Source organism: Aeromonas bestiarum (assembly GCF_000819745.1).
Taxonomy (GTDB): Bacteria; Pseudomonadota; Gammaproteobacteria; order Enterobacterales; family Aeromonadaceae; genus Aeromonas; species Aeromonas bestiarum.
This window is the reverse complement of record NZ_CDDA01000028.1, coordinates 23,988-48,357: the sequence shown is the minus strand read 5'-3', so window position 1 is coordinate 48,357 and position 24,370 is coordinate 23,988. Positions and strand designations below refer to the sequence as shown.

The following is a 24,370-nucleotide window of genomic DNA, read 5'->3' as shown; positions in this document are numbered from 1 at the left end:
TCCATCAAAAGCGGCGTTCTGTATATGAACAAGGAATCGATAATGGGTAAGTGGTTTAAATCAGGGGCCCCCTGGATCTGGATGACCGGTGGTGCCGTCAGCCTGAGTCTGGTCGCGGTACTGGGTCTGCTGCTGCTGATCGGCTGGCGCGGTCTGGTCTACTTCTGGCCTCACCCCATCTATGAGTGGCAGCTCGAAGATGCAAACGGCAACAAGAGCGTGCTGATCGGCGAGATCAACGACCGTGAATTGGTGCCGGTGGAGCGGCTGCGCGCCGCAGGCTTGCCGCTGGAGGGGGAGGAGCGTGAGCTGCTGACCCGCTACCTGGTCAAGACCGGCAACCGCGAGTTCGTCGACCTCGATTTTCGCTGGGTGCTGGAGACAGACATCCAGTCCCAGAGCCTGCCGACCGAGTTGGCCATGGTGGAGCGTGCCACCAACGGCAACTTCTACGGCTACATAGTCGGGGTCAAGGAGGACGGCCGCGAGCTGAGCCAGGATCTGCATCCCGCGCTGCAACGGGTGCTGGCCCGTGCCAACGATCTCTCCGAACAGGCTGACGATCTGCAAAAAGGGGACATAGGCAGCATCAACTATCAGCTGGAACGGCTGCGCCTGAAAGAGCGCAAGGCCGAGCTGGACGACAAGCTGACCGATCAGCTTAAAACCCAGCTGGCCGAGCAGCGTCAGGCTCTCAACGACAACTATCAGGTGCTGGAGAAGCAGCTCTTCTCCCTGCGTGCCCAGGCGGACAGAGACAGCATCACGGTCAAGGACATGCGTGGCGAGCTAGTGGTCATGCCCATGTCCAAGGTGCTGGACGTGGTGTGGCCCAACGACATGAGCCTGCTGGCCAAGGTGGGTTACTGGTTCCACCAGATCGGCAAGTTCGTCTCCGACGATCCCCGCGAGGCCAACACCGAGGGCGGTGTATTCCCGGCCATCTTCGGCACCGTCTTCATGGTGTTCCTGATGGCCATCATAGTCACGCCGCTCGGCGTGGTGGCGGCTGTCTACCTGCACGAGTACGCGGGCAAGAACAGCCTGACCAAGATCATCCGCATCGCCGTGATCAACCTGGCGGGTGTGCCCTCCATCGTCTACGGCGTGTTCGGTCTGGGCTTCTTCGTCTACACGCTCGGTGGTTCGTTAGACCAGCTGTTCTATCCGGAAGCGCTGCCGAGCCCGACCTTCGGCTCCCCCGGCGTCATCTGGTCGGCGCTGACCCTGGCCATCCTGACCCTGCCTGTGGTGATCGTCTCCACCGAAGAGGGACTGGCCCGGATCCCGAGCACCATTCGCCAGGGTTCGCTGGCGCTTGGCGCCACCCAGGCAGAGACCCTGTGGCGCATCGTGCTGCCCATGGCGAGCCCGGCCATCATGACCGGCCTCATCCTGGCCATCGCCCGCGCCGCCGGTGAAGTGGCGCCGCTGATGCTGGTGGGGGTGGTGAAGCTGGCGCCTACCCTGCCGATGGATGGCAACTTCCCGTACCTGCACGTGGAGCGCAAGTTCATGCACCTGGGCTTCCACATTTACGATGTGGGCTTCCAGAGCCCCAACGTCGAGGCGGCGCGGCCACTGGTGTATGCCACCTCCTTCCTGCTGGTGACGGTGATCGTCGGCCTCAACCTGACGGCCATCGGCATTCGTAACCATTTACGCGAGAAGTTCCGTTCTTTGGAGCATTGATGATGAACCTGACGGACATCACAGGCATTCGTAACCACTTGCGTGAAAAATTCCGGTCGCTGGAACATTAATCCAGCCACCCCAGACTGATGTGAGGCAAGGGACGGGCGGCCGCCCCCCTTGCCAGTCAAGTGTTCCGGCCGCTGGCACATCAAGATGCCCGCCGCCATCGACTGATTTGAGGTAACAGATGATCAACGTAACGACAGCTTCCACCCAGCACACTGCGCTGGACCTGCTCAACCTGAGCCCGGAGCAGACCGCGCTGGAGGTCAAGGATCTCAACCTGTACTACGGCAACAAGCAGGCGCTGTTCAACGTCAACATGAAGATCCCGAAAGGGCAGGTGACGGCTTTTATCGGCCCGTCCGGGTGCGGCAAATCGACCCTGCTGCGCTGCATCAACCGGATGAACGATCTGGTGGAGATCTGCCGCATCGAGGGGGAGATCCAGCTGCACGGCCACAACATCTACGACAAGGGGGTGGATGTCTCCGCCCTGCGTCGCCAGGTGGGCATGGTGTTCCAGCGCCCCAACCCCTTCCCCAAGTCCATCTACGAGAACGTGGTCTACGGCCTGCGCCTGCAGGGGATCAACGACAGACGCACTCTGGATGAGGCGGCCGAGCGCTCACTGCGCGGCGCAGCCCTGTGGGACGAGGTGAAGGACAGGCTGCACGACAACGCCTTCGGCCTCTCCGGTGGCCAGCAGCAGCGTCTGGTGATCGCCCGGGCCATCGCCATCGAGCCGGAAGTGCTGCTGCTGGATGAACCGACCTCGGCGCTCGACCCGATTTCGACCCTCACCATCGAGGAGCTGATCAACGAGCTCAAGAGCCAGTTCACAGTGGTGATCGTCACCCACAACATGCAACAGGCGGCGCGGGTCTCGGATCAGACTGCCTTCATGTACATGGGCGAGCTCATCGAGTACTCGAACACCAACACCATCTTCACCACCCCGGCCAAGAAGAAGACCGAGGACTACATCACCGGTCGTTACGGCTAATAGTGTGAGTGGCAGAGCAGGGGTGATAGATATGAACAGCAAGAAACAGATTACCGGTCAGTTCAACGGCTAAGGCATGCTTGGTGCAATAAGGGTTATTGGTATGAGCAAGATGAGCATCAAGAAACAGATTACCGGTCAGTTCAACGGCTAGGGCATACTCGGAGCATAAGGATTATTTGTATGGACAATATGAACCTCAATAAACACATCTCCGGTCAGTTCAATGCCGAACTTGAGAGCGTGCGCAATCAGGTGCTGGTGATGGGCGGCCTGGTGGAGCAGCAACTGACCGACGCCATCGCGGCCATCCACGATCAGGATCTGGATGCGGCGCGCAAAATAGTGGCCAACGATCACAAGGTCAACGCCATGGAAGTGGCGATCGACGAGGAGTGCACCCGCATCATCGCCAAGCGTCAGCCCACCGCGTCCGACCTGCGGCTGGTGATGGCCATCATCAAGACCATCACGGATCTGGAGCGCATCGGCGACGTGGCGGACAAGATTGCCCGCATGCTGACCGACAACGCCAACAAGCCGCAACCGCCGCTGGTATCGCTCGAGAACATGGGCCGGCGCACCATCAAGATGCTGCACGACGTGCTCGACGCCTTTGCCCGCATGGATCTGGAGGCGGCCATCGCCGTCTACAAGGAAGATGACAAGGTGGACAGGGAGTACGAGTCCATCATTCGCGAGCTGATGACCTACATGATGGAAGATCCGCGCACCATACCCCAGGTGCTGAACGTGCTGTGGGCGGCGCGGGCCATAGAGCGGGTCGGCGATCGTTGCCAGCACATCTGCGAGTACATCGTCTATTACGTCAAGGGCAAGGACGTGCGCCACACCAAGGCGGACGAGCTCAATGAGCTGCTCGGCAAGCACTGACCGCAAAATGAATAAAAAGGCGCTTTGGGCGCCTTTTTTGTTGCACTGGGTGCCAGAGTAAGATATCGCCACCCAACAGGCGCTTTTCTGCTAGAATATGCCCCCTGTGTGAGTCCCGGATGGACTCACGGTCTGGTCTCCTAGGCCCAGTTTGCCGTCTTGTGCTAAGACGGGTGTAGCAATAGGTTAATCATGAGTTTTGCCGATAGTTTATTTTTTCTGATGTTGCTGGTTGCCGGCAGCGTGTTCTTCTCTCTTTCCGAGATATCCCTTGCCGCCTCCCGCAAGATCAAGTTGCAGGTGATGGCCGATGAGGGAAATCGCCATGCCGCCAAGGTGCTGGCGCTGCAGGCCCAGCCGGGTAATTTCTTTACCGTGGTGCAAATCGGCCTCAATACCGTCGCCATTCTGGGCGGTATCCTGGGTGAGTCTGCCCTGAATCCTGCGATCAAGGGGTTCATCTCCGGCTTCTATCAAGGCCCCTGGCTCAGCCAGATAAGTTCTGCCGCTTCCTTCGTATTCGTCACCGGCATGTTCATCCTGATCGCCGACCTGATGCCCAAGCGCCTGGCCATGACCATGCCGGAGCGGATCGCCGTGGTGGTGGTTCGCCCCATGCTGCTGTGCGTGACCCTGCTGATGCCACTGGTGTGGTTCTTCAATGGCATGGCGAATGCGTTGTTCCGTCTGCTGCGGGTCTCCATGATACGCAACGACGAGATCACCTCTGACGACATCTATGCGGTGATGGATGCGGGCGCCGAGGCTGGCGTCATCCAGCGTGAAGAGCATCAGCTCATCGAGAACGTGTTCGAGTTGCAGTCCCTCGGTGTCACCTCCGCCATGACGGCCCGCGAGAGCCTCATCTACTTCACCCTGCAAGAGGGCGAGGAGAGCATCAAGGCCAAGATTGCCGAACACCCGCACAACAAGTTTCTGGTGTGCGATCACAACCTCGACAGCATCAAGGGCTTCGTCGATGCGAAAGAGCTGCTGATCCGCGTCATCAGCGGCCAGAGCATAGACCTCAACAGTGGCTCCCTGGTGCAGAACGTCATCATCATTCCCGACACCCTCAACCTCTACGAGGCGATGGAGTACTTCAAGAACCACAGGGGCGACTTCGCCGTGGTGATGAACGAATACGCGCTGGTGGTGGGGATAGTCACCATGAACGACCTGATGAGTACCGTCATGGGCGAGTGGGCCACCCACGTGGTGGAAGAGCAAATAGTGCAGCGGGACGAAAACTCCTGGCTGGTGGATGGAGTGACCCCCATCTCGGACGTGATGCGGGCCTTCGACATCGAAGAGTTTCCGGATAGCCAGAACTACGAGACCATAGCCGGTTTCATCATGTTCATGCTGCGCAAGATCCCCAAGCGTACCGACTCGGTGAAATACGCGGGTTACAAGTTCGAAGTGGTCGACATCGACAGCTACAAGATCGACCAGCTGCTGGTCACCCGGGTCGAACCCGTGGTGGCCGAGAAGCCTGCTCAGGAATCGTAAAGGAGCTATCAAGGAGTCATGAAGATGCAGTCTCATTCCCGTGCGCTGGCCTGTGTGGCGCTCGCCCTCGCGCTGGGCGCTTGCAGCCAGAGCACACCCCGCAAGGCCACAGCCGTTGCCAAGCCTGCCGCTCCCAAGGCGGTGGTGGTGCCGCAGCCGGATCCCGATGCCGTGGTGCAAAGTGGCGTGGCAGAGCCGAGCCCTGTGTTCGATGAAGAGTATCACGGCCCGGATCAGGGGTCCCTCGAGTCGGTGACCGCCCTGTTTGCCCGCGGCTACATAGAGTCGGCCATGCGCGAGACCATGCTGGCGGCGGTGCACAACGACTATCCGCTGCTCGGCATGCGGGATGTGCGGCTGACCGATCCTGTCTCCAAGTTCCTCACCTCCGCCCATGCTGCCACCACGGCCCACGATTATCTCTATGCCGGGGTGCAGCGTCGACTGGGTCGTCCACTGAGCCCAGCTCAGTGGGAGCAGATCTGGCGTGGTCTGCCCCAGCAGGGTCGGGTTTCCGACTGGACCAAACAGATAAAACGGGTGCTGGCAGGGCGTTAAGCCACCTGTTCATCCCGTTGCAATGAGGCCACCCTTGGGTGGCCTCACGCTTTTCTGCCTTCTGCCTTCTGCCTTCTGCCTTCTGCCGCCTTCGCTGTTTTCCCGTCTCTGTTGTCTGCTGATGTCCTGTGATACCGATTGCCGTCAGCTCGGCTTTGTTCTATCTTGTTTTGGCCGTCTAAACATCCATATGTTTTTATGGCTGATTTGGCGGTTCACCCTGAATGGGCAAGGCGATGCACAGCCACGCCAGCCAGGAGAACAGCCACAGATGAAACATGCAGACAAACACAACAACAAAGAGACAGGACAGATGGAAACACAGGCATTGTGGGTACTGGACGGTGGCATGGGGCGTGAGCTGGCACGGCGGGGCGCGCCATTTCGCCAGCCCGAGTGGTCGGCGCTGGCGCTGATGGAGGCGCCGCAGACGGTGCGCGAGGTGCATCAGGCCTATGTGGCGAGCGGTGCCCGCGTCATCACCACCAACAGCTATGCGCTGGTGCCGTTTCATATCGGCGCCGAGCGTTTTGCCGCCGAAGGGGAAGCGCTGGCGGCGCTGGCTGGCCAGCTGGCCCACGAGGTGGCCGATGAACAGGGCGGTGCCGTGCAGGTGGCGGGATCCTTGCCGCCGCTGTTTGGCTCTTACCGCGCCGACTTGTTCGAGGCGGACAGAGTGAGCGAGCTGGCGACGCCGCTTATCCGGGCGCTGACGCCTCATGTGGACATCTGGCTGGCCGAGACCATGAGCCTGATTGCCGAGCCGCTGGCCCTCAAGGCGCTGTTGCCCGAGGATGGCAAGCCGTTCTGGGTCTCCTTCACCCTGGAGGACGAGGCGCCGGGCAGCGAGCCGACCCTGCGCTCCGGCGAGCGGGTAGTCGATGCCGTCACGGCGCTGGTTGCGGTCGGGGTGGATGCCATCCTGTTCAACTGCTGTCAGCCCGAGGTGATTGAGGCTGCGCTGACGGTGGCTGGCGCCAGATTGCAGGCGCTGGGTCGAGGGGATATTCGCCTCGGCGCTTACGCCAATGCCTTCCCGCCCCAGCCAAAAGAGGCGACCGCCAACGACGGGCTGGACGAGATCCGCGCCGATCTGGGGCCGCTGGATTACCTCGGCTGGGCCGAGCGCTGGCGCACCGTCGGGGCCTCTCTCATCGGCGGTTGCTGCGGCATAGGCCCAGAGCATATTCAGGCACTGGCCAGCCGGCTGCGCTAAGGAGAGCATATGAAAGAGAGCAAAATAGGCCTCTGGTCCCTCACCGCCCTGGTATTCAGCTCCATGGTGGGGGCGGGCATCTTCAGTCTGCCCCAGAACATGGCCGAGGTGGCCGGCGCCCGCGCCGTGCTGATCGGCTGGGGCGTGACCGGGGTAGGCATTTTGGCGCTCGCCGCGAGCTTCCTCTACCTGTCGCGGCTGAAGCCCGATCTCGATGGCGGCATCTACAGCTATGCCCGCGCCGGTTTCGGCGATCTGGTGGGCTTCTTCTCCGCCTGGGGCTATTGGCTCTGTGCCACCATAGGCGTGGTGGGCTATCTGGTGATCGCCTTCGCGGCGCTGGGCAGCTTTGTCGACACCCCGGAGCGGGTCTGGTTTGGCGAGGGCAACACCCTGGCGGCTTTTGTCGGCGAGTCCTGCATCCTCTGGGCCGTGCATCTGCTGGTGGCCCGTGGCGTGCAGCAGGCCGCCCTGTTCAATCTGGTGGCGACCCTGGCCAAGAGCCTGCCGCTGCTGCTGTTCATCCTGTTTGCCTGCTACTGGTTCGACCCTGTGACCTTCGCGGCGGATCAGGGGGGCAGCACGCTTGCTGTGCCGGTCTCCGAGCAGGTGCGCAACACCATGCTCATCACCCTCTGGGTCTTCACCGGCATCGAAGGGGCGGCCGTGCTGTCGGCCCGTGCCAGAAACAAGCGGGATGTGGGCACGGCCACAGTGCTGGGGGTGGTGCTGGCACTGCTGCTCTATGTGCTCATCTCTGTGCTGGCGCTGGGGATATTGAGCCGCCCTGAGCTCGCGGCCCTGCCCAACCCCTCCATGGCGGGACTGATGGCCCAGATGACAGGCTCCTGGGGCAAGCTGCTGATAAGCGTCGGCCTCATCGTCTCCGTGCTCGCCTCCTACGTGAGCTGGACCCTGTTCTCGGCCGAGGTGCCCTTCAGCGCGGCGCGCCATGGCGCCTTTCCGGCCATCTTCCGGCGCCAGAATCGCAACGGCACTCCCATAGCGTCGCTGTGGCTCACCAGCCTGACGGTACAGGGCTGCCTGCTGCTGGTGTGGTTGCTTGGCAAGGGGTATACCAGCCTGCTGCTCATCTCCACCTCCATGATCCTGGTGCCCTACCTGCTGATCGGCCTCTTCCTGCTCAAACTGTCCTTGAGTGGCGAGGGCAATGGCCTGATGCGGACCGTGGCGCTGGTGTCGAGCGGTTACGGCCTCTGGCTGCTCTATGCCGCCGGGGTGGAATACCTGCTGCTCTCCTTGTTGCTGTACGGGCCGGGCCTGCTGCTGTTTCTCTACAGTCGCCGTCAGCTGGCTGACGCCGAACGACTCAGTGGCCGCGAGCGACTGCTGGCCGGGATAACCCTGGTGAGCCTGATTCCCGCACTCTGGTCATTTGCCCATGTCTGATCCGGGTCTGTGACTGGCAATGAAAGAGAGCGCCCCGGTGGCGCTCTCTTTTTTTACTCTGTGGCAAGATTCTGATTCAGACGTTGCCGGGGCCGGCCGGCTTGCCAAACAGCACGCCGAGTTTCTGCTGCCAGGGGAGGCCACGGGCCTCGCGCAGCATGTCGCGCCACTCGTGGAAGGTGAGGGTGAGCGGATTAAAGCTGCGGATGGGCTTGGTGATGCCGAAGCGACAGGGCTCGGCGGGGTCCTCCTCCACGAAGGTGCCGAACAGCCTGTCCCAGATAATGAGCACCCCGGCGAAGTTGCGGTCTATGTATTTGGCGTTGCTGGCGTGGTGCACCCTGTGGTGGGAGGGGGTATTGAAGACCCATTCAAGTCGGCCCAGCTTGCCCACCACCTGGGTGTGAACGAAGAACTGAAAACCTAGGCTGAGCAGTACGGTCGCCACCACGGCCTGGGGCGGGAAGCCGATGAGGATCATGGGGATCCAGAACAGCCACATGCCGGAGATTGGGTACATCAGACTCTGGCGAAAGGCGGTGGAGAGGTTGAGTCGCTCCGAGCTGTGATGCACCACGTGGGAGGCCCACAGCCAGCGCACATGGTGGCTGGCAAAGTGGAACAGCCAGTAACAGAGATCCTGCAGCAAAAAGAGCAGCAAGATGCTCCAGAGATTGAGCTCTATGTCGAACAGGCGCCAGCCCCAGAGGGCGTCATACAGGTAGGCGATGGCGATGGCCGTCAGTGCATCGCCCCCCTGATGCATCAGGGCCAGGGTGGCGTTGGCGAACAAGTCTCGCCACTGGTAGGTGGCGGTGGGAAAGGCCGCCCCGTGCTTGCGCAGGTAGAGCATCTCCCAGCCGATAAAGACCAGGAAGATCGGGGAGAGATAAAGCAGCAGCAGTTGCACATCCATGTCGGGCATCCGGTTTGACCAGTTGGGTTCCAGCATACCGAATGGATTTAAAATTTCATTAACATTTCATGTCCCAAGCCGTGCAGGGCCTGCCGAGGCACAGATTCAACGGCTTGTTTTTACTGACAAATAGTGACCGTTGATGACATGCCTTTGGATGCACCATCCCGAAGCCGGTGCCCTGTCGTCTGGCGGGTCCTCGCTTACACTGGAACAATGAACGTCCCGGTTGGGGGCTCGATGGGTGGCAAGGTGCCGGCAATGGAGGGGGGGATGAGAACGATCCATTTATATGTCATGTTCGGCCTGCTGAGTGCGAGTGCGCAGGCCAATGACAGCTTCAACAGCGAGCTGAGCCATTTCATCGGTGGCGCGGCCATGGGGGCGGGCTTTACGGCGATCGCCGATCATTACGGCTATCGGGAACAGAGAGGCTGGATCGGGTTCGGGGTTTCCACCGGGATCGGGGTGGTGGGAGAGCTGGCGTCGAGAAACGGTGAGTTCTCTGCCCTTGACGCGGGTGCCAATGCGCTGGGGGCGGTGATTGGCGCCTTTGCCACCGAGCGCTGGATCCTGGCCCCCGTAGTGCTGCCCGAGCAGCACTACGCAGGACTGATGACCCGTTATCGCTTCTAAGAGCCAGCCGCGCTGGCCGCTCCACTGATGGGCATCAATAACAGAGGGAGCCATGGGCTCCCTCTTCTGCTTTCTACGACTGTCAGCGTCAGAGCACCTGACTTAAGAACTGGCGCAGGCGCGGGGAGGGGGGATTGTCAAAGAAGTCGGTCGGCTTCTCATCCACCAGCAGCTCACCGTTTTCCATGAAGAGCACCCGATCCGCCACTTCGCGGGCGAAACCCATCTCGTGGGTCACCACCACCATGGTCATGCCCTCGCGGGCCAACCCCTTCATCACGTCCAGCACCTCGCCCACCATCTCGGGGTCCAGCGCACTGGTGGGCTCGTCAAACAGCATGATGCGCGGCTGCATGGCGAGTGCCCGGGCGATGGCCACCCGCTGTTGCTGGCCACCGGAGAGCTGGGAGGGATAGCTCTCGGCCTTGTTCGACAATCCCACTTTCAGCAGCAGGGCCTTGGCTCTGTCCCGCGCATCGTTGCGCGACAGCCCGCGCACCTTCTGCGGTGCCAGGCAGATGTTGTCCAGCACGTTCAGGTGGGGGAAGAGGTTGAAGGACTGGAACACCATGCCCACCTCTTCCCGCAGTTTGTTGACGTCACCCGGTTCGGTCAGAGAGATGCCATCGACCACTATGTTGCCGTCGTTGATGGTCTCCAGCTGGTTGAGGGTGCGCAGGAAGGTGGATTTGCCCGAGCCGCTCGGGCCCACTATCACCACCACTTCCCCTTCGGCCACCTGGGTGCTGACGTTTTTCAGGGCGTGTACCTCGGTGCCATAGAATTTTTCGACACCTGTCGCCTTGATAATGGGATCAGTTGCTGTACGCATATTTCGCCTCCAGAAGACGACCAGGGAAGGCGCTGGATGTGCCGGTCATGGCAGCACTTCTCGGCTCCTGTTGAGCCTTGATAATGGGATCAGTTGCTGCGCGCATATTTCACCTCCAGACGACGTACCAGGAAAGAGAGGGTGCCGGTCAACACCAGATAGAGCAAGGCCACGGTGAACCACACCTCGAACGGACTGAAGGTGGAGCTGACCACCTCGCGCCCCGCCTTGGTGAGATCCGTGATGGAGATGACAGACACCAGGGAGGAGTCCTTGATGAGGTTGATGAACTGGCCCGCCAGCGGCGGCAGTACCCGCTTGAAGGCTTGGGGCAGTATGACGTAACGCATGGTCTGGGCCGAGGTGAGCCCCAGGCTGCGACCGGCTTCCATCTGCCCCTTGTGAATGGAGCTGATGCCGGCGCGCACGATTTCGGCTACATAGGCGCCGGTAAAGACGGCCAGCGCCGCGACCCCGGCGGTGAACCTGTCCAGGTTCAGCACTGTGCCGATGAAGAAGTAGACGATGAAGATCTGCACCAGCAGCGGCGTGCCGCGAATGAGCTCCACATAGGTGACCGCCAGATTGCGCAGGGCCGGGTTCGGGGAGAGGCGGGCCAGGCCTGCCAGGGTGCCGAGCAGGATGGCGAACACGCCCGCCACCAGAGAGAGCTTGACCGTGACCCAGACGCCCCAGGCGATGGGGCCAGCGGTCCAGGTGAGTTCGGTATCCAGGGTATCGCCCCGGAAGATGGTGTCCCCTTCGGCAACCTTCACCCCTGTGCTGGCGATGGTCTGGCGCTGATTGGGGTCGAGATCGTTTTGCAGGAACAGCTTGCCCTGCTCGGCGCTGGTGGTGCCGGCGATCACTGTGCCGTCAAATTCGGCCAGGTTGTTCTGCTCCGCCTGATAGACGATGTATTGGGGGATCCGCTCCCAGCGCCAGGTGTAATCCACGGACTGAACCGCTTTATAGATGCCGAAGACGGCAGCCAGCAGCATCAGCAGGAAGACGCCGTGCCAGAGCAGCTTATTGGGTTGTTTTTCCATCTGTCTTGTTGGGTTGTGCACTGTCGCAACCTCGTTGTAGTTATTTATTGTGTGGGGATCTGCGTGAAGGGGCGGCAGGCCGCCCCTTGCGAGGTTACTTGAGCTGATTCAGCCAGGCGTTGGATTCGAACCACTTCTTGTAGAGGCGGTCGTAGCTGCCATCACCCTTGATCTGGCGCAGGTAGTTGTTGAACCAGTTGAGGGTGTCCTGGTCGCCCTTGCGGATGGCCCAGGCCAGAGGTTCGAAGGTGAACGGCTTGTCCAGATGCACCACGGCGCCTGTGTTCTGGGAGGCGAAGATGGCGTTGTAGGGCAGGTCATAGACGAAGGCATCGACCTTGCCATTGATCACTTCCAGCTTGGCGTCATCCTGGGTTTCAAACTGCAGCAGGGTGGCTTTGGGGATCAGACGCTTGACTGCCTGCTCGCCCGTGGTGCCGAGCTTGACCGCGATCTTGTACTTGGGGTCGTTGAGATCGCTGAAGGACTTGATCTCGCCAACCTTCTCCTTGCGCAGCACTATGGTCTGGCCCACGACTATGTAGGGATCGGCGAAGTTGACGCGCAGGTTGCGCTGGGGAGTGACTGTCATGCCGCCCATGATGACGTCGAACTTGTCGGTCAGCAGCGCCGGAATGATGCCATCCCAGGCGGTGTTGACGAACTCGACCTTCACGCCCATCTCCTTGGCGACCATCTTGGCGAGATCCACATCGAAACCTATGTACTGGCCCTGCTTGTTGGTCATTTCGAAGGGTTGATAGCCGGCGTCAAAGCCGACCCGCAGCACACCGCGCTCCAGCACGGCGTCCAGAGTGGAACTAGGGGCGGCACTGGCCAGCCCGCAAAACAGCAAGGTAGATAGAATGAGTTTTTTGATCATAAGTGACGTCTCTGTCGATGTTGTGTTCAGCCTTGAACCTGCTCCCGTGCGACTCCGTGGCACAAGAGACTGCTGCATCCGGCAACAGGCAAGACAGGATTATTGTCTTGGTTGAGGCAAAAGCCCCATATGAGATTCCATTTCCTGTGTGCTGAGTGAAAAATGTACCAAATTCCGATTGTGCCAGATGACTCAATAGGTTAGTGGCGCTTTTTCCCCGTGACTGCACTCATAAAATCACACGAAAACAACATATCTATCTAATGGAGCGGGTTCAAGTCCAAAATGTCCGCGGGACACTTTGTTACACCGAGCCCTCTCATCAGCAGTGTCAAACGTTACTCACTTTCCGGTGGGTAGCAGGAGAGGGATTCTTATGGGGCATTTTTAGCGGAATTTTATGCAACAGGTGAACTTTTATTGAGGATTTACTCAGACGCCACTGGGTCTTGTTTTGCGCTTCAAATATACTCAGTTACCTTCGTTTAGTGGCACGGGTATGGACGCCTCAATACTGCTCAAGCTGGATGTATTCACCCTGATGATCATGGCCCTGGGTGGCTACAGCCTCGGTTTTATCACCCTCTCCATCATATGGTCGACCCACAGGGAGATCCCCGGACTCGGACTCTGGTGGTGGTCGAGCCTGTGCGCCCTGGCGGCCCAGAGTCTGTTCACCCTGCAGGCCTTCATGCCCAATCTGGCGGGGATCTGGCTGGCCAACCTGCTGATCACCGTCTGCCTCGCCCTGATGCCGCTGGCGCTGCAGCGCTTCTTCGGCAAGCCCCTCAGCTGGCGTGCCACCGCCCTGTTCATGCTGATCTATGTGCTGATCCTGAGCTGGAGCATCTTGTTCAACGAACAGATGGCGCCCCGGGTATTGCTGGCCTGCCTGAGCTACATGGTGCTGGGGGCCCTGATAGTGCTGCTCATCTGGCGGCACGGCTATCCTGCCTACTTGCCCGCCGTGCTGGTGTTCACCGTGGTCAACATCCTGCTATACGGCTTCAACCTGATGCGGATGGGGTTTCTGTTGCAGGGGGATGCCCGGGTGCTGATGGATCAGAGCGGCGTCAATGTGCTGCCCTTTCTCTCTATGCTGATGGGCAGTTACCTCTCCACCTTCGGGGTGCTGCTGCTCTGTACCCAGTACCGGGCGCTGGCGCTGCGTCAGCAGGCCAGTCACGACTCCCTGACAGGTCTGCTGAACCGGCGCGGTTTCATGGAGCGGATGGCGGCGCGGCGGGTGAGCGAGTTTGGCGCCCTGGCGGTGCTGGATCTGGATGACTTCAAGCAGATCAACGATCGCCACGGCCACGAGGCGGGGGACAGGGTGCTGGCGGCCGTTGGCGCCTACCTGGGTGGGCGGCCCGAGCTGGTGGCCAGCCGTTTTGGTGGCGAGGAGTTTGTCGTGCTGCTGCCGCAGGAGGATGAGCAAGCCCAGCAGGCGCGCTGCGAGCAGATATTGCAGGATCTGGCGGCGCTGGAGCTGGACGGCATCGGCATCACGGTCAGCATGGGGCTGGCGCGCTGCCAGCACGGCTGGCATTTCGACACCCTGTTCAGCCAGGCCGACGGCGCCCTCTATCAGGCCAAGCGGGAGGGCAAGAACCGGATCTGCCGCCTGGCCTGACGCCTCAAGGCGCCAACTCAGCTTCTGGGGCCTGGGTGCGCGGCGCCTGGGCCTTGAGGAAGGGGAGCAGCAACAGGGCCGAGACCCCGGCCGCCACCGAGATCACCACGAAGAAGCCGTTCCAGTGCCAGATCTCCATCACCTTGGCCAGCGGATAACCCGACAGCGCCGCCCCCATGTAGGCGAACAGGCCGACGAAGCCGGTGGCGGCCCCCGCCGAGTTTTTATGGGAGCACTCGGCTGCCGCCATGCCGATCAGCATCTGGGGGCCGAACACGAAGAAGCCGATGGTGAAGAAGCAGGCTGCCTGCATCACATAGCTGAAGAAGGGCATCAGCCACAGCGACCCCACCGCCAGCAGTATCCCCACCGCGAAGATGAGGTTCATGGGCCCCCGGTTGCCGTTGAACAGCTTGTCCGATCCCCAGCCCGCCACCAGGGCGCCGATAAAGCCCCCCACCTCGAACATCGAAATGGCCGAGTTGGCGCTCATCAGGTTGAAGCCGCGCTGCTCCGTCATGTAGAGATTGCCCCAGTCGTTGATGGCGGTGCGCACCACGTAGACCAGCACGTAGCAGCAGGCCAGCAGCCAGATATAGGGGTTGCCGAGCACGTATTTGCGCAGGATCTGGCGAGGAGATAGGCCCGCATCCTGGGTCTGCTGGGCGATCTCCAGCGCATCCTGGCGCCATTCGCCGACCGTGGGCAGCCCCATGGCACTCGGGGTGTCCCGCAGCCGCCAGCAGAGGAACAAGCCGGTCAGAATGGCGATGATGCCGGGCACTATCATGCCGTAGCGCCAGCCGTGTTGCAGGGCAATGGTGCTGACGATGAGCGGGATCAGGGCCCCGCCCACGTTGTGGGCCGTGTTCCAGGCCGACCACCAGAAGCCGCGCTCGGTGCGCGAATACCAGCTGGTGAGCAGCTTGGAGCAGGGGGGCCAGCCCCAGCCCTGGAAGAAGGCGTTGGCGACCCAGAGTGCCGCAAACAGCCACAGCGACGAGGAGAGGCCGAACAAGATGTTGATGACCCCGGTGGCCATCAGCCCCAGCCCCATGAAGTAGCGGGGGTTGGCGCGGTCGCTGATGATGCCGGAGAAGAACTTGGAGCAGCCGTAGGTGATGTAGAACAGGGTCCACAGCATGCCGATGTCGGACTTGTCCAGCATGCCGTCCGCCAGCATGTCCGGCATGGCGAAGTTGAAGCTCTTGCGGGTGAAGTAGAAGACCGCATAGCCCAGGTACATGGTCAGCAGAATGTGGAGGCGCCAGTGGCGGTAGCTGGCATCGATCTCGGCCTGATCGTGGATGAGCGGCTGGGGCGGCGCGCTTCTCATAAAGCTCAGCATGCAGAGCCTCGCTGGATAAGGGGGTCAGCCATGAGGCTCCTCGCGTTTGCGATTGGGCAGGGCCACGGTCAGCTGGGTGCCGTGGATGCAGGAGAGTTGCAGGCTGCCGCCGAGGGCCTGCACCCGCTCGCGAATACCGAGCAGGCCATACCCCTGGGGCGTGCGGTGCTCCGGCAGGCCGCAGCCGTCATCCTCCAGCAACAGCAGCAGGCGCTCGGCCTGGCGATGGGCGCGAATGGTGACCGAGCTGGCGTTGGCGTGTTTGACCACGTTGTTGAGCCCCTCCTGACAGACCCGAAACAGGGTGACCCGCTGGGCGTCGGAGAGCCCCTCGTCTGCCAGCTGCCACTCGAGCCGGGTGACGATACCGCGGCGCTCCAGCTCCAGCTCCCGCAGCAGGCCGCGTACCGCCTGCTCCAGACTCATGTCGTCGAGCTGGCGCGGGCGCAGGCGACCGAGCAGACCGCGCACCGCATCGTAGATACCGAGCGACAGGGTTTCGATGAGGGCGCTGCTCTGGCCGACGCTGGCGTTGTCCGGCGCGAGACGCCGTACTATGCCGGCCTGGGTGCGGATGGCGGTGATGGTCTGGCCAATGTCGTCGTGCAGCTCGCGAGCCACCTCCTTGCGAATGCTCTCTTCTGTCTCCAGCAGCCGCTCTGTGAGCTGGCGGTTGTGGGCGAGCTGGCGGGTCAGCGCCTGATTGAGCTCGCGCTGGCGCTGGATGCCGGCCCCCAGTAGCAGGCCGGTCAGGCTCTGGGCCAGCAGGGAGAGCAGCAGATCCAGCGGGTGTTCGTGCCAGGCCTGGCCCGCCATCAGGGCGACCGTGTTCATCAGGGTGGCGAGCAGAGCCCCCTGCCAGCCGTAGCGCCAGGCCATGGCCATGATGGGAATGGCGAGGCAAAACGGGGTGAAGCGCACCAGCGAGTCCGGCAGGCCGAGCTGCAGCCAGAGGCTCAGCACGAACAGCAGCAGATACCAGACCAGATGACGAAAGCGCCAGTCCACCGGTTGATCCACCAGCGCCGGCCCGAGCGGCACCCAGGTGGCGCGGGTGAGGTAGTGCCAAATCAGCATGCAGGTGGAGGTGAGGGTCAGGCCGCCGGTCAGGGTGAGCAGCAGGGCGGTGAGGCCATCTTCCCCGGCCAGATGCCAGAGCAGGGATTGCAGCAGCGCCGCCACAGTGACGGTGGCGAGCAGCACCAGCAGCTGTTGCCAGTCGTTGCGCACCTGCTGGCGGCGGGCGATGAGCAGCGGCAGCAGGGTGAGCAGGCTGCCCGCCTGGATCAGCGGCCACAGTGGCAGCCCTACCTCCTGATTGAGCCAGTAGAGCAGCAGGGATTCACACAGCAGCAGCGGCGGCCAGTAGGCGATCGGGCTTTGCAGCAAGAGGCCGAGGCGCAGGCCGAACGGGAACAGCAGCACCGCCAGTATGGGGGATCCCGCCAGATGCAGGCTGATGCTCCACAGGCAAAACCAGCCGGCGGCAAAGATGAAGCTGGCCGCCAGCGAGATGGCGACATAGCTGGCAAGACGGGGGATCACCAGCTGTCCAGCATGCGGTGGGCCAGTTCCACGTTGTTGCTGACCTTGAGTTTGTCCATCAGGTTGGCGCGGTGCACGTGCACCGTCTTTGGGGAGAGGCCGAGCTGTTCGGCGATGGCTTTGACCTCCAGCCCCCGCGCCAGTAGCTGCGCCACTTCCCGCTCCCGGTTGGTGAGGGGATCCTGACTGTTGCAGGCCAGCTTGTGGGCTATGTCCGGGGTCAGGTAGCAGCCACCGTGGGCGGCGGTGCGCACTGCGGCGATCAGCTCGTCCGGGCTGCAGCGCTTGGAGAGAAAGCCCTTGGCACCGGCCTGCAGCGCCTGCTCGATCAATGCCGGACTGTCGTGCACCGACAGCATCACCACGGCGAGGCCGGAGGGGAGGCGCTTGAGCAGGTCCAGTCCGGATTGATCCGGCATTGAGATGTCGCACACGCACAGCTGCACGCCGCTGCCCGGCAACCCGGCGAGGGCGTCGGCGGCCGAGCCGAATTCGGCCACGACCTTGAGATCGGGCTCGAGATTGAGCAACTGGGCAAAACCGGAGCGGACGATCTGGTGATCGTCGATGAGGGCAATCTTTATCATGATGTCAGCCTGAAATCTGCGGCCAGGGTGCTGGCGCGGCCAACAAGATACCTGCCGCCTCGCTCGGGCTCAAGAGGAAGGGCGCATTGTGGTCAGTATGGTGGGCGCTTCCGCCCCAAAGCTTGATCGGGATCAGGAGGGAGTGGCTTTGCATCCGGCCTGGGCCGGGGAGAACACGCGCCGTCCCCGTGGTGCTCGGGTCGGCGCGTGCCCGTGGCGGCTAGCGGTGCAGCTCGCCAGCCCGTTCCGGCTGATAGACCACTTCCAGGATCTCGACCTGGATGGTGCGACCGGCGGGGCCCGGCCAGGCGATGCTGTCGCCCACCTTCAGCCCCAGCAGGGCGCTGCCGACCGGGGCCAGCACTGAGATCTTGGACTCATCCCCCTGCACATCCTTCGGATAGACCAGGGTCAGGCAGAAGTCGTTGCCGCTGCTCTGCATCTTGAAGCGCACAGTGCTGTTCATGGTCACCACGTCCGGTGGCATGTCGGCCGGCTCGCGCATCTCGGCGCGGTCCAGCTCCTCCTGCAATGCCTGGTGCTGCGGGTGGTTGCCGAGCAGTTGCTCGATGCGATCGAGATCCAGGCTGGAAATCACGAGATGAGGTCTTTGCATAGGATATTCCTTATCGATGGGTCATATGACCAGGATGGCGGGCAAGCTGGTCGAAAAAGGGGGGTCGATACGAAAAAACAGATCGGGAACGCATGCCCCCGAACGACTCGCTGTCAGGGGCGAGGGCGGGGGCTCAACGGGGTGTGAGCTGGCTTGGAAAAATCATGAACGCTTTCATGGGGATACCATAACCATTCTGGACTGCTTTGGCAATTATCCTGATAGGCTTGTCAGGGGGCCTGATAATCGTACTGCTTGATGATGCGCGCCAGGCTGCCATCGTCGCGCATGGCCAGAATGGTCTTGCGCCAGCGCAGCGCCTCGGCAGGGGGAAAGCGGGGGCTGGCGGCAAGGTAGAGCGCCGTCTGCTGCAGGGTGTCGCCGCGCACCAGATCCGCCAGCGGCAAGCCGGCCTGCTGCTGATTGTAGCGGGCGCTGTTCCAGGCCACGGCCCAGCCCTGAATGCGATCCAGCGCCAGCTTGCTGGCATTGCTGACCTCCTCGGCCACCACGTCCTGTTTCACCTGGCCAAGCGGCTGGATCAGGCTCTGGCCATAGGATCCGCGCATCACCCCTATGGTCAGGCCGGGCAGCGCCTTGACCGAGAGTGGCTCGGGGTGGTGCTGGCGATGGCTGACCAGCACGAAGGCTTCGTCCAGCAGGGGGGCGATCCAGAGAAACAGGGGTTCGCGCTGGGGGCTTTTGACCGGTGGTACCAGCAATACGTTCTGGCGATGGCGGGTCTGGCTGAGGGCGCGGGCCAGCGGCATCAGCTCTATGGTCAGCGGCTCCTTGAGGCGGCGGGCGGCTTCCTCCAGCACCTCTATTGCCATGCCGCTCGGGGCGCCCTGATAGGAGCGGATGACATAAGGGGGGATCTCGGCCGCGATGACCACAACGGCATGGGCCTGAATGGCCGGAAAGAGCAGGCTGCAGCACAGCAGCATGAGAACGGGAATGCGCATAGGAGACCGGATCAGGGATGAGTACACAGAGTGTAACATCCCGTTACCGCAAGTCAGCCCACCCCATTCAGGGTGGCGCGTCAGTCGAAGAAATCCCTCAGATCCAGGGTCTGGTAGCCCTCCAGCTGCAGCCAAGGCAGCTGCTTTGGCAAGGGCTTGAGGGTCACCTCCATCCGGTAGCTGCGATAGCCATCGAGGCTTGCCGACTCCACCACCAGCGGCAACTGCCAACGGCTCGACCAGAGAATGTGGGTACGCTGCTTGCCCTCGCGCCCTTCATACCAGCGCGCCTGCTCGGGGGCGGCCTCATCGAGGGGCGTCATCCCTTGCAGCAGGGCCGGGTTGATGAGGTAGCGGATCCGCTCCCAATCCGGTTTGAAAGCCACCTGGCCATACTCTTCTTCCGGCACCTCCACCAGCTGGTTGTGCCAGCTGTCGGCGTAGCGCAGTTGCAGCTCACCGCGAGTGTCGCGGGTTACCCAGCGCGCCGCCATCTGATGGGTGAAGTGCTTGTGGCCCGGGTTGGCATCGTGGGTGGCGTGATAGGCGCGAGCCAGCGGCAGCGGGATCAGCCGCTGGCTCCACACCTGGTTGCCGACCCGCATCCACTTCTCCTGCCAGCTGTTTTCCTTGGCGATGCCATCGCTGCTGGTGACCCTATCGTGATAGCTGATCCGGGCGGCCAGATCGGGGGTCTCCTCGGCATGAGCCTGAAAGGAGAGGGCGCTGCCAAGCAGCCATAACGGAAGTAACAGTCGCATCATGCTTGATCGCTCGAAAGAGCAGGGCCCGGGTTCAGGAACCCGGGCCCTGCCGCTTACAGGCCGAGCGCCTCCCGCAGTTTGCCGAACACCTTGGTGTTGTCCAGCGTACCCTTGAAGCGGCTACTGCCGGCGCCGTCCGCGAACAGCATCACATCGCCGCCGCCGTGGGTTTCGGAGCCCAGCTTGACGCCCGTCTCCTGCAGGTAGTCGTCGCTCATTACCTCATCGCTGGTGAGGGTGGGACGCACCGCCGGGCGGTTGGGGCCGTTGCCGAACACTAGCGTCGTGAAGGGCTTGCCATCTACGTCGTTCTGGGTCGAACCGTCGGCGTTCTTGACCAGATCCAGCACCTTGTTGCCCTTGGCGGAGTAGCCGTTGATGGTCATGGTGTGGTCGTGGTCGGCGGTGACCACGATCAGGGTATCTTTCAAGTCCACCTTGCCGAGCGCCGTCTTGACCGCTTCATCCAGCGCCACCGCATCGGTCAGCGACCGCTTGGCATTGGTGCCGTGCAGGGCGTGGTCGATGCGGCCCCCTTCCACCATCAGGAAGTAGCCCTGGCTGTTCTGGCTCAAGAGATCGATCGCCTTGGCGGTCATCTCCGACAGGGACGGCTGGGTATTGGCCGCCCCCTTGGCGACGCGGTCCAGCTCGTAGTCGAGGTGGGACTTGGGACTGAACAGGCCGAGCAGCTTGCCACTGCTGATCTTGGCGAGATCGCTCTGGGTGGTGACATAGCTGTACCCCTGGGCGGTCAGCTCGGCGGTGAGATCCCGGCCATCGGCGCGGCCGCCCTTGTTGCTGGCGCTGTAGGGGGTCCAGTGATTGGCACCGCCCCCCATCAGCACGTCCACCCCGTCCCCGAGGGCGGCGTTGAAGCCGGCCCCGCCCGGTACCGCCTGCTCGGCGATGGCGTAGGCGGCATCCCGGTGGCAGATGTGGGCGTAAGTTGCGGCCGGGGTGGCATGGGTCAGCTCAGTGGTGGTGACGGCGCCGACCGACTTGCCCGCCGCCTTGGCCAGCTCCAGTATGCTGGGCACAGGCGTGCCGTTGTCGCTGGTGCAGTTGTTGATGCTCTTGTTGCCGTTGACGTCCTTGCCGGGGGCGACGGCCCTGGTGTCGCTGCTCATGGCGATCACCTCGTTGTTCATCTTGACGCCTGTGGTGTAGGCCGCCATGGAAGGGGCCGAATCCGTGGTCTGGGCATCATTGGAGAAGGTCTTGATACGGGCGCTGCGTGGCAGCTTCATCATCTCCAGGTTGCCCTCTTCACCCACCTTGAACAGGCGGGTGGCGGTGAGCACAGTGGGGCCCATGCCGTCACCGATAAACAGGATGACGTTTTTGGCATCGCTGGCCTGGGCTTGGGCAAAGGCGCCGAGGGCGGTGAGCAGGGCGGTGCAGACGAGGGTTCTGTGCAGGTTGTTTTTCATGGTTCTTTTCATGGATCCTTTCATGGGAATGCTCCTTACAGCCCGGCTGCAGCCTTGACCTTGCCAAACACGGCGGTGTTGTCGAGTGAGCCGTGGAAGCTGTCCGCTCCCTGGCCGATGGCGCCGAGGAAGACATCGGTGCCGCCATGGGTCTCGTTGCCGATCTCGCCCACCTTGACCACCACCTCCTGGTGATAGTCGTCGGCGGAGACGGTGGCGTCATCCAGCGCGGCGACGTTGCTGCGCGGGCCATCCACCCGGTTGTAGCCGTTGCCGAAGCCGATGATGGTGTAGGGCATGCCATCGCTATCCTTGCTCGGTTCGCCTGTCTCGTAGTTCCTCACCAGCCCGAGCACGCCCGGGTTGTCGGCCGTGGTCTTGCCGGTGCGCTTGGCATAGCCGTTGAGCACCAGGGTATGGTCATGGTCGGCGGTGACCACTATCAGGGTGTTTTTCAGCTCGGGGTCGGTCTTCTTTACCTCGTCGATGGCGGCCTTGATGGCGTTGTCGAAGGCGAGGGTGTCCTGCAGGGCGCGCTTGGCGTTGGTGTCGTGCAGGGCGTGATCGATGCGTCCCCCTTCCACCATCAGGAAGTAGCCCTTCTCTTTATCCTTGAGCTGCTTGATGGCAGCCAAGGTCATCTGGGTAAGGGAGGGCTCGCTGGCGGGCCTGTCCAGGTCATATTTCATGTGGCTCGCCCCAAACAGCCCCAGCAGCGGCTTGCCCGCCTCGGCCTTGTTCAGCTCGTCCAGGTTGCTGGCGAACTGGTAGCCCTTGGCCTGCATCTCGCTGATGAGGTTGCGACCATCCTCCCGCTTGCCCTTGTCGGCTTTTGGCAGGAAGAAGCCGCTGCCACCGCCGAGCACCACGTCCAGCCCCTCTTTCAGGGCGCCGTTGTAACCGGTGCCGCCCGGCACCAGCTGGGCGGCGATGTCCGCCTCCAGATCCCGGTTGCAGATGTGGGCATAGGTGGCGGCCGGGGTGGCGTGGGTGACCCGGGTGCTGGTGACCACACCGGTGCCGCGGCCGTCGGCCTTGGCCAGCTCCAGCAGGGTGGTGACCGGCTTGCCGGCACTCTGGCTGCAGTCGCTCTCATAGGTGGCATCGCCGTCCATGCTGATGACACCGTTGTTGCTCTTGACCCCTGTCATGTAGGCCGCCATGGAGGGGGCCGAGTCGGTGACCTGGGAGTCGTGGGAGAAGGTCTTGATGAAGGCCGTCTCCGGCAGGGTGTCTATGGTGAGACTGCCCTCTTCCCCGACGCCATAGATGCGGGCCGCGGTCAGGGTGTTGAGGCCCATGCCGTCACCGAGGAAGAAGATGACGTTTTTGGCGCCTGGCGCCGGGCTGTCGCTGTCGTTGTTGGAGTTGCAGCCGGCGGCCAGGGCGGCGCCGATCATCAATGCAAGTCCTGCCATTTTTCTCATTGGGGTTCGCTCCTTGTAAAACCTGAGCGAAGCCTAGAGGGATCAGATGACACTTTTAGTGGTTATCGATGACAATCCGGTGAAGGCTGGGCTTGAATGTGATGTTGTATCAATCAGTTATCTGCAAAGAGCAATCGAATGAACCCCGGGTTTGCGCTGGCGGCAAGGGGGGCGCGATCCTTGGTGGTTTGCGCTCATGGGGCTAGAATAGCCTGTCAAATCCGGGCATCAGCAGGTAAAATACGCCCCCTTGCGACGCCTGACGTCCGCCATTGCCCGCCGCTCGTTCCATAGCAAGCCAGCGCCCGCAGCCCCTACAGAGAGTAACGGATATGTCCATCAACTGGTTCCCCGGCCACATGCACAAGGCCCGCAAAGAGATTGCCGAGGTCATGCCCCAGGTCGATGTCATCATAGAGATGCTCGATGCCCGCATCCCCTTCTCCAGCGAAAACCCGCTGGTGCCCGAGTTGCGCGGTGATACCCCTGTTATCAAGGTGCTGAACAAGGCCGATCTCGCCGACCCCGAGATCACGGCGCTGTGGGTGGCCCACATGGAAAAAGAGAAGGGGATCAAGGCGCTGCCGCTGACCCAGCAGGAGCCGGAGAAGATCAAGCAACTGCTGACCCTGTGCCACGAGATGCTGCCTGAACGCAACTTCGACCTGCGCGGGGTGCGCGCCATGATCATGGGCATTCCCAACGTGGGCAAATCCACCCTGATCAATACCCTGGCCGGGCGCATCATCGCCAAGACAGGCAACGAGGCGGGGGTGACCAAGTCCCAGCAGCGGATCAAGCTGGACAACAACGTCATCCTGACCGATACCCCGGGCTTCTTGTGGCCCAAGCTCAACCCGCCCTCCTGCGGCTATCGGCTGGCGATCACCGCCGCCATCAAGGACACGGTATTCGACTACGCCGACATCGCCATGTTTGCCGCCGACTACTTCATCAAGGCCTATCCTGAGCGTGTCAAGGCGCGCTACCAGATAACCGATCTGCCGGAGACGGAGATCGAGCTGCTGGAGCTGATCGCCCGCCAGCGCGCCTTTATGCGCAAAGGGGGCCTTGCCGATCTGCACAAGGCGTCCGAGATCCTGGTCAACGAGTTCCGCGCAGGCTTCTTGGGTCGCATCTCGCTGGAAACCCCCGAGATGGTGAGCGCCGAGATAGTGGCGGCCGAAGAGGACGCGGCGCAGAAGGCCAAGGAAAAGGCCGAACGGGAAGACGAGCGTCAGGCGCGCGCCCGTCGCAAGTACGCCAGGAAGCGTCAGAAATAGCCGCTATTGTGCTTTATATAAAGAAGAGGCGACCCCGGGGTCGCCTCTTCTTTTAGGGCGTCCATGGTCAGAACAGGGGCCAGGCAAGCCAGTGGTGCGCCCAGGTCGACATGATGGTGTACCCCTCGAACCGGTAGCCGTTACCGGCCACTGTTTGTTTTC

The 24,370-nt window shown here is 62.0% G+C and carries 22 protein-coding genes; 10 read left to right on the top strand and 12 right to left on the bottom strand.

Annotation, left to right across the window (positions count from 1 at the left end; genetic code table 11):
• The first annotated feature begins 42 nt into the window (after positions 1 to 42).
• The 7 genes from pstA to BN1118_RS13600 all read left to right on the top strand — a co-directional run bounded on the left by pstA (position 43) and on the right by BN1118_RS13600 (position 8,291).
• Positions 43 to 1,692, top strand: a complete 1,650-nt coding sequence (gene pstA, locus BN1118_RS13630; protein ID WP_043556643.1) for a phosphate ABC transporter permease PstA — start codon at positions 43 to 45, stop codon at positions 1,690 to 1,692.
• Positions 1,693 to 1,882: 190 nt separating this feature from the next.
• Positions 1,883 to 2,701, top strand: coding sequence for a phosphate ABC transporter ATP-binding protein PstB (gene pstB / locus BN1118_RS13625; protein ID WP_043137469.1), 819 nt, complete (start codon positions 1,883 to 1,885; stop codon positions 2,699 to 2,701).
• Positions 2,702 to 2,884: 183 nt separating this feature from the next.
• Entirely contained in the window at positions 2,885 to 3,595 is a 711-nt protein-coding gene (gene phoU / locus BN1118_RS13620) for a phosphate signaling complex protein PhoU (RefSeq protein ID WP_042036494.1), read from the top strand.
• Between the two features lie 192 nt (positions 3,596 to 3,787).
• Positions 3,788 to 5,107: a polyamine export protein PaeA gene (gene paeA / locus BN1118_RS13615; RefSeq protein WP_043137467.1), complete on the top strand. Its 1,320-nt coding sequence runs from the start codon at positions 3,788 to 3,790 to the stop codon at positions 5,105 to 5,107.
• 18 nt (positions 5,108 to 5,125) lie between these two features.
• Positions 5,126 to 5,665 carry a hypothetical protein gene (locus BN1118_RS13610; protein ID WP_043556641.1) on the top strand — a complete coding sequence of 180 codons (540 nt, stop codon included), beginning with the start codon at positions 5,126 to 5,128 and terminating at the stop codon, positions 5,663 to 5,665.
• 313 nt (positions 5,666 to 5,978) lie between these two features.
• Positions 5,979 to 6,881 (top strand): homocysteine S-methyltransferase family protein, encoded by a 903-nt coding sequence (locus BN1118_RS13605; RefSeq protein ID WP_043556827.1) that lies wholly within the window; start codon positions 5,979 to 5,981, stop codon positions 6,879 to 6,881.
• 9 nt (positions 6,882 to 6,890) lie between these two features.
• Positions 6,891 to 8,291, top strand: a complete 1,401-nt coding sequence (locus tag BN1118_RS13600) for a basic amino acid/polyamine antiporter (RefSeq protein ID WP_043556640.1) — start codon at positions 6,891 to 6,893, stop codon at positions 8,289 to 8,291.
• Between the two features lie 76 nt (positions 8,292 to 8,367).
• Here BN1118_RS13600 and BN1118_RS13595 read toward each other — a convergent pair whose 3' ends face one another.
• Positions 8,368 to 9,207 carry a sterol desaturase family protein gene (locus tag BN1118_RS13595; RefSeq protein WP_043556826.1) on the bottom strand — a complete coding sequence of 280 codons (840 nt, stop codon included), beginning with the start codon at positions 9,205 to 9,207 and terminating at the stop codon, positions 8,368 to 8,370.
• A 273-nt stretch (positions 9,208 to 9,480) separates the two neighbouring features.
• Between BN1118_RS13595 and BN1118_RS13590 the strand changes: the two genes are divergently transcribed.
• Positions 9,481 to 9,843, top strand: coding sequence for a YfiM family lipoprotein (locus BN1118_RS13590; RefSeq protein ID WP_043556639.1), 363 nt, complete (start codon positions 9,481 to 9,483; stop codon positions 9,841 to 9,843).
• 88 nt (positions 9,844 to 9,931) lie between these two features.
• Here the strand turns inward: BN1118_RS13590 and BN1118_RS13585 are convergent, their stop codons facing one another.
• The 3 genes from BN1118_RS13585 to BN1118_RS13575 all read right to left on the bottom strand — a co-directional run bounded on the left by BN1118_RS13585 (position 9,932) and on the right by BN1118_RS13575 (position 12,607).
• Positions 9,932 to 10,675 carry an amino acid ABC transporter ATP-binding protein gene (locus BN1118_RS13585; protein WP_043556638.1) on the bottom strand — a complete coding sequence of 248 codons (744 nt, stop codon included), beginning with the start codon at positions 10,673 to 10,675 and terminating at the stop codon, positions 9,932 to 9,934.
• Between the two features lie 89 nt (positions 10,676 to 10,764).
• Complete coding sequence (locus BN1118_RS13580) at positions 10,765 to 11,724, bottom strand: amino acid ABC transporter permease (RefSeq protein WP_043556637.1); 960 nt, start codon at positions 11,722 to 11,724, stop codon at positions 10,765 to 10,767.
• 94 nt (positions 11,725 to 11,818) lie between these two features.
• Positions 11,819 to 12,607, bottom strand: a complete 789-nt coding sequence (locus tag BN1118_RS13575; protein ID WP_042870751.1) for a transporter substrate-binding domain-containing protein — start codon at positions 12,605 to 12,607, stop codon at positions 11,819 to 11,821.
• A 499-nt stretch (positions 12,608 to 13,106) separates the two neighbouring features.
• Here BN1118_RS13575 and BN1118_RS13570 point away from each other — a divergent pair, with 499 nt between their 5' ends.
• On the top strand, positions 13,107 to 14,240 hold the full coding sequence (locus BN1118_RS13570; protein ID WP_043556636.1) for a GGDEF domain-containing protein: 1,134 nt from the start codon (positions 13,107 to 13,109) through the stop codon (positions 14,238 to 14,240).
• 4 nt (positions 14,241 to 14,244) lie between these two features.
• On the opposite strand, the gene uhpC is transcribed toward BN1118_RS13570, so the two are convergent.
• The 8 genes from uhpC to BN1118_RS13530 form a co-directional block, all read right to left on the bottom strand.
• Positions 14,245 to 15,588 (bottom strand): MFS transporter, encoded by a 1,344-nt coding sequence (gene uhpC / locus BN1118_RS13565; RefSeq protein WP_043556634.1) that lies wholly within the window; start codon positions 15,586 to 15,588, stop codon positions 14,245 to 14,247.
• A 24-nt stretch (positions 15,589 to 15,612) separates the two neighbouring features.
• Positions 15,613 to 17,133, bottom strand: coding sequence for a signal transduction histidine-protein kinase/phosphatase UhpB (gene uhpB, locus BN1118_RS13560; RefSeq protein ID WP_043556631.1), 1,521 nt, complete (start codon positions 17,131 to 17,133; stop codon positions 15,613 to 15,615).
• The gene (gene uhpA / locus BN1118_RS13555; RefSeq protein WP_042036506.1) at positions 17,130 to 17,720 is read right to left on the bottom strand and encodes a response regulator transcription factor UhpA; all 591 of its coding nucleotides are present in this window, start codon (positions 17,718 to 17,720) and stop codon (positions 17,130 to 17,132) included. Before uhpA ends, uhpB begins: the two co-directional genes overlap by 4 nt.
• Before the next feature lie 220 nt (positions 17,721 to 17,940).
• Positions 17,941 to 18,336 (bottom strand): nucleoside diphosphate kinase regulator, encoded by a 396-nt coding sequence (gene rnk, locus BN1118_RS13550; RefSeq protein WP_043556629.1) that lies wholly within the window; start codon positions 18,334 to 18,336, stop codon positions 17,941 to 17,943.
• A gap of 230 nt (positions 18,337 to 18,566) precedes the next feature.
• Positions 18,567 to 19,301 carry a substrate-binding periplasmic protein gene (locus BN1118_RS13545; protein ID WP_209428875.1) on the bottom strand — a complete coding sequence of 245 codons (735 nt, stop codon included), beginning with the start codon at positions 19,299 to 19,301 and terminating at the stop codon, positions 18,567 to 18,569.
• An 80-nt stretch (positions 19,302 to 19,381) separates the two neighbouring features.
• Positions 19,382 to 20,065 carry a hypothetical protein gene (locus BN1118_RS13540; protein WP_043556627.1) on the bottom strand — a complete coding sequence of 228 codons (684 nt, stop codon included), beginning with the start codon at positions 20,063 to 20,065 and terminating at the stop codon, positions 19,382 to 19,384.
• A gap of 53 nt (positions 20,066 to 20,118) precedes the next feature.
• The gene (locus BN1118_RS13535; protein ID WP_043556825.1) at positions 20,119 to 21,510 is read right to left on the bottom strand and encodes an alkaline phosphatase; all 1,392 of its coding nucleotides are present in this window, start codon (positions 21,508 to 21,510) and stop codon (positions 20,119 to 20,121) included.
• 23 nt (positions 21,511 to 21,533) lie between these two features.
• A complete protein-coding gene (locus BN1118_RS13530; RefSeq protein ID WP_043556626.1) occupies positions 21,534 to 22,925 on the bottom strand; it encodes an alkaline phosphatase in 1,392 nt (463 codons plus the stop codon).
• A gap of 332 nt (positions 22,926 to 23,257) precedes the next feature.
• Here BN1118_RS13530 and ylqF point away from each other — a divergent pair, with 332 nt between their 5' ends.
• The gene (gene ylqF / locus BN1118_RS13525) at positions 23,258 to 24,208 is read left to right on the top strand and encodes a ribosome biogenesis GTPase YlqF (RefSeq protein ID WP_042870767.1); all 951 of its coding nucleotides are present in this window, start codon (positions 23,258 to 23,260) and stop codon (positions 24,206 to 24,208) included.
• Positions 24,209 to 24,370: the final 162 nt, after the last annotated feature.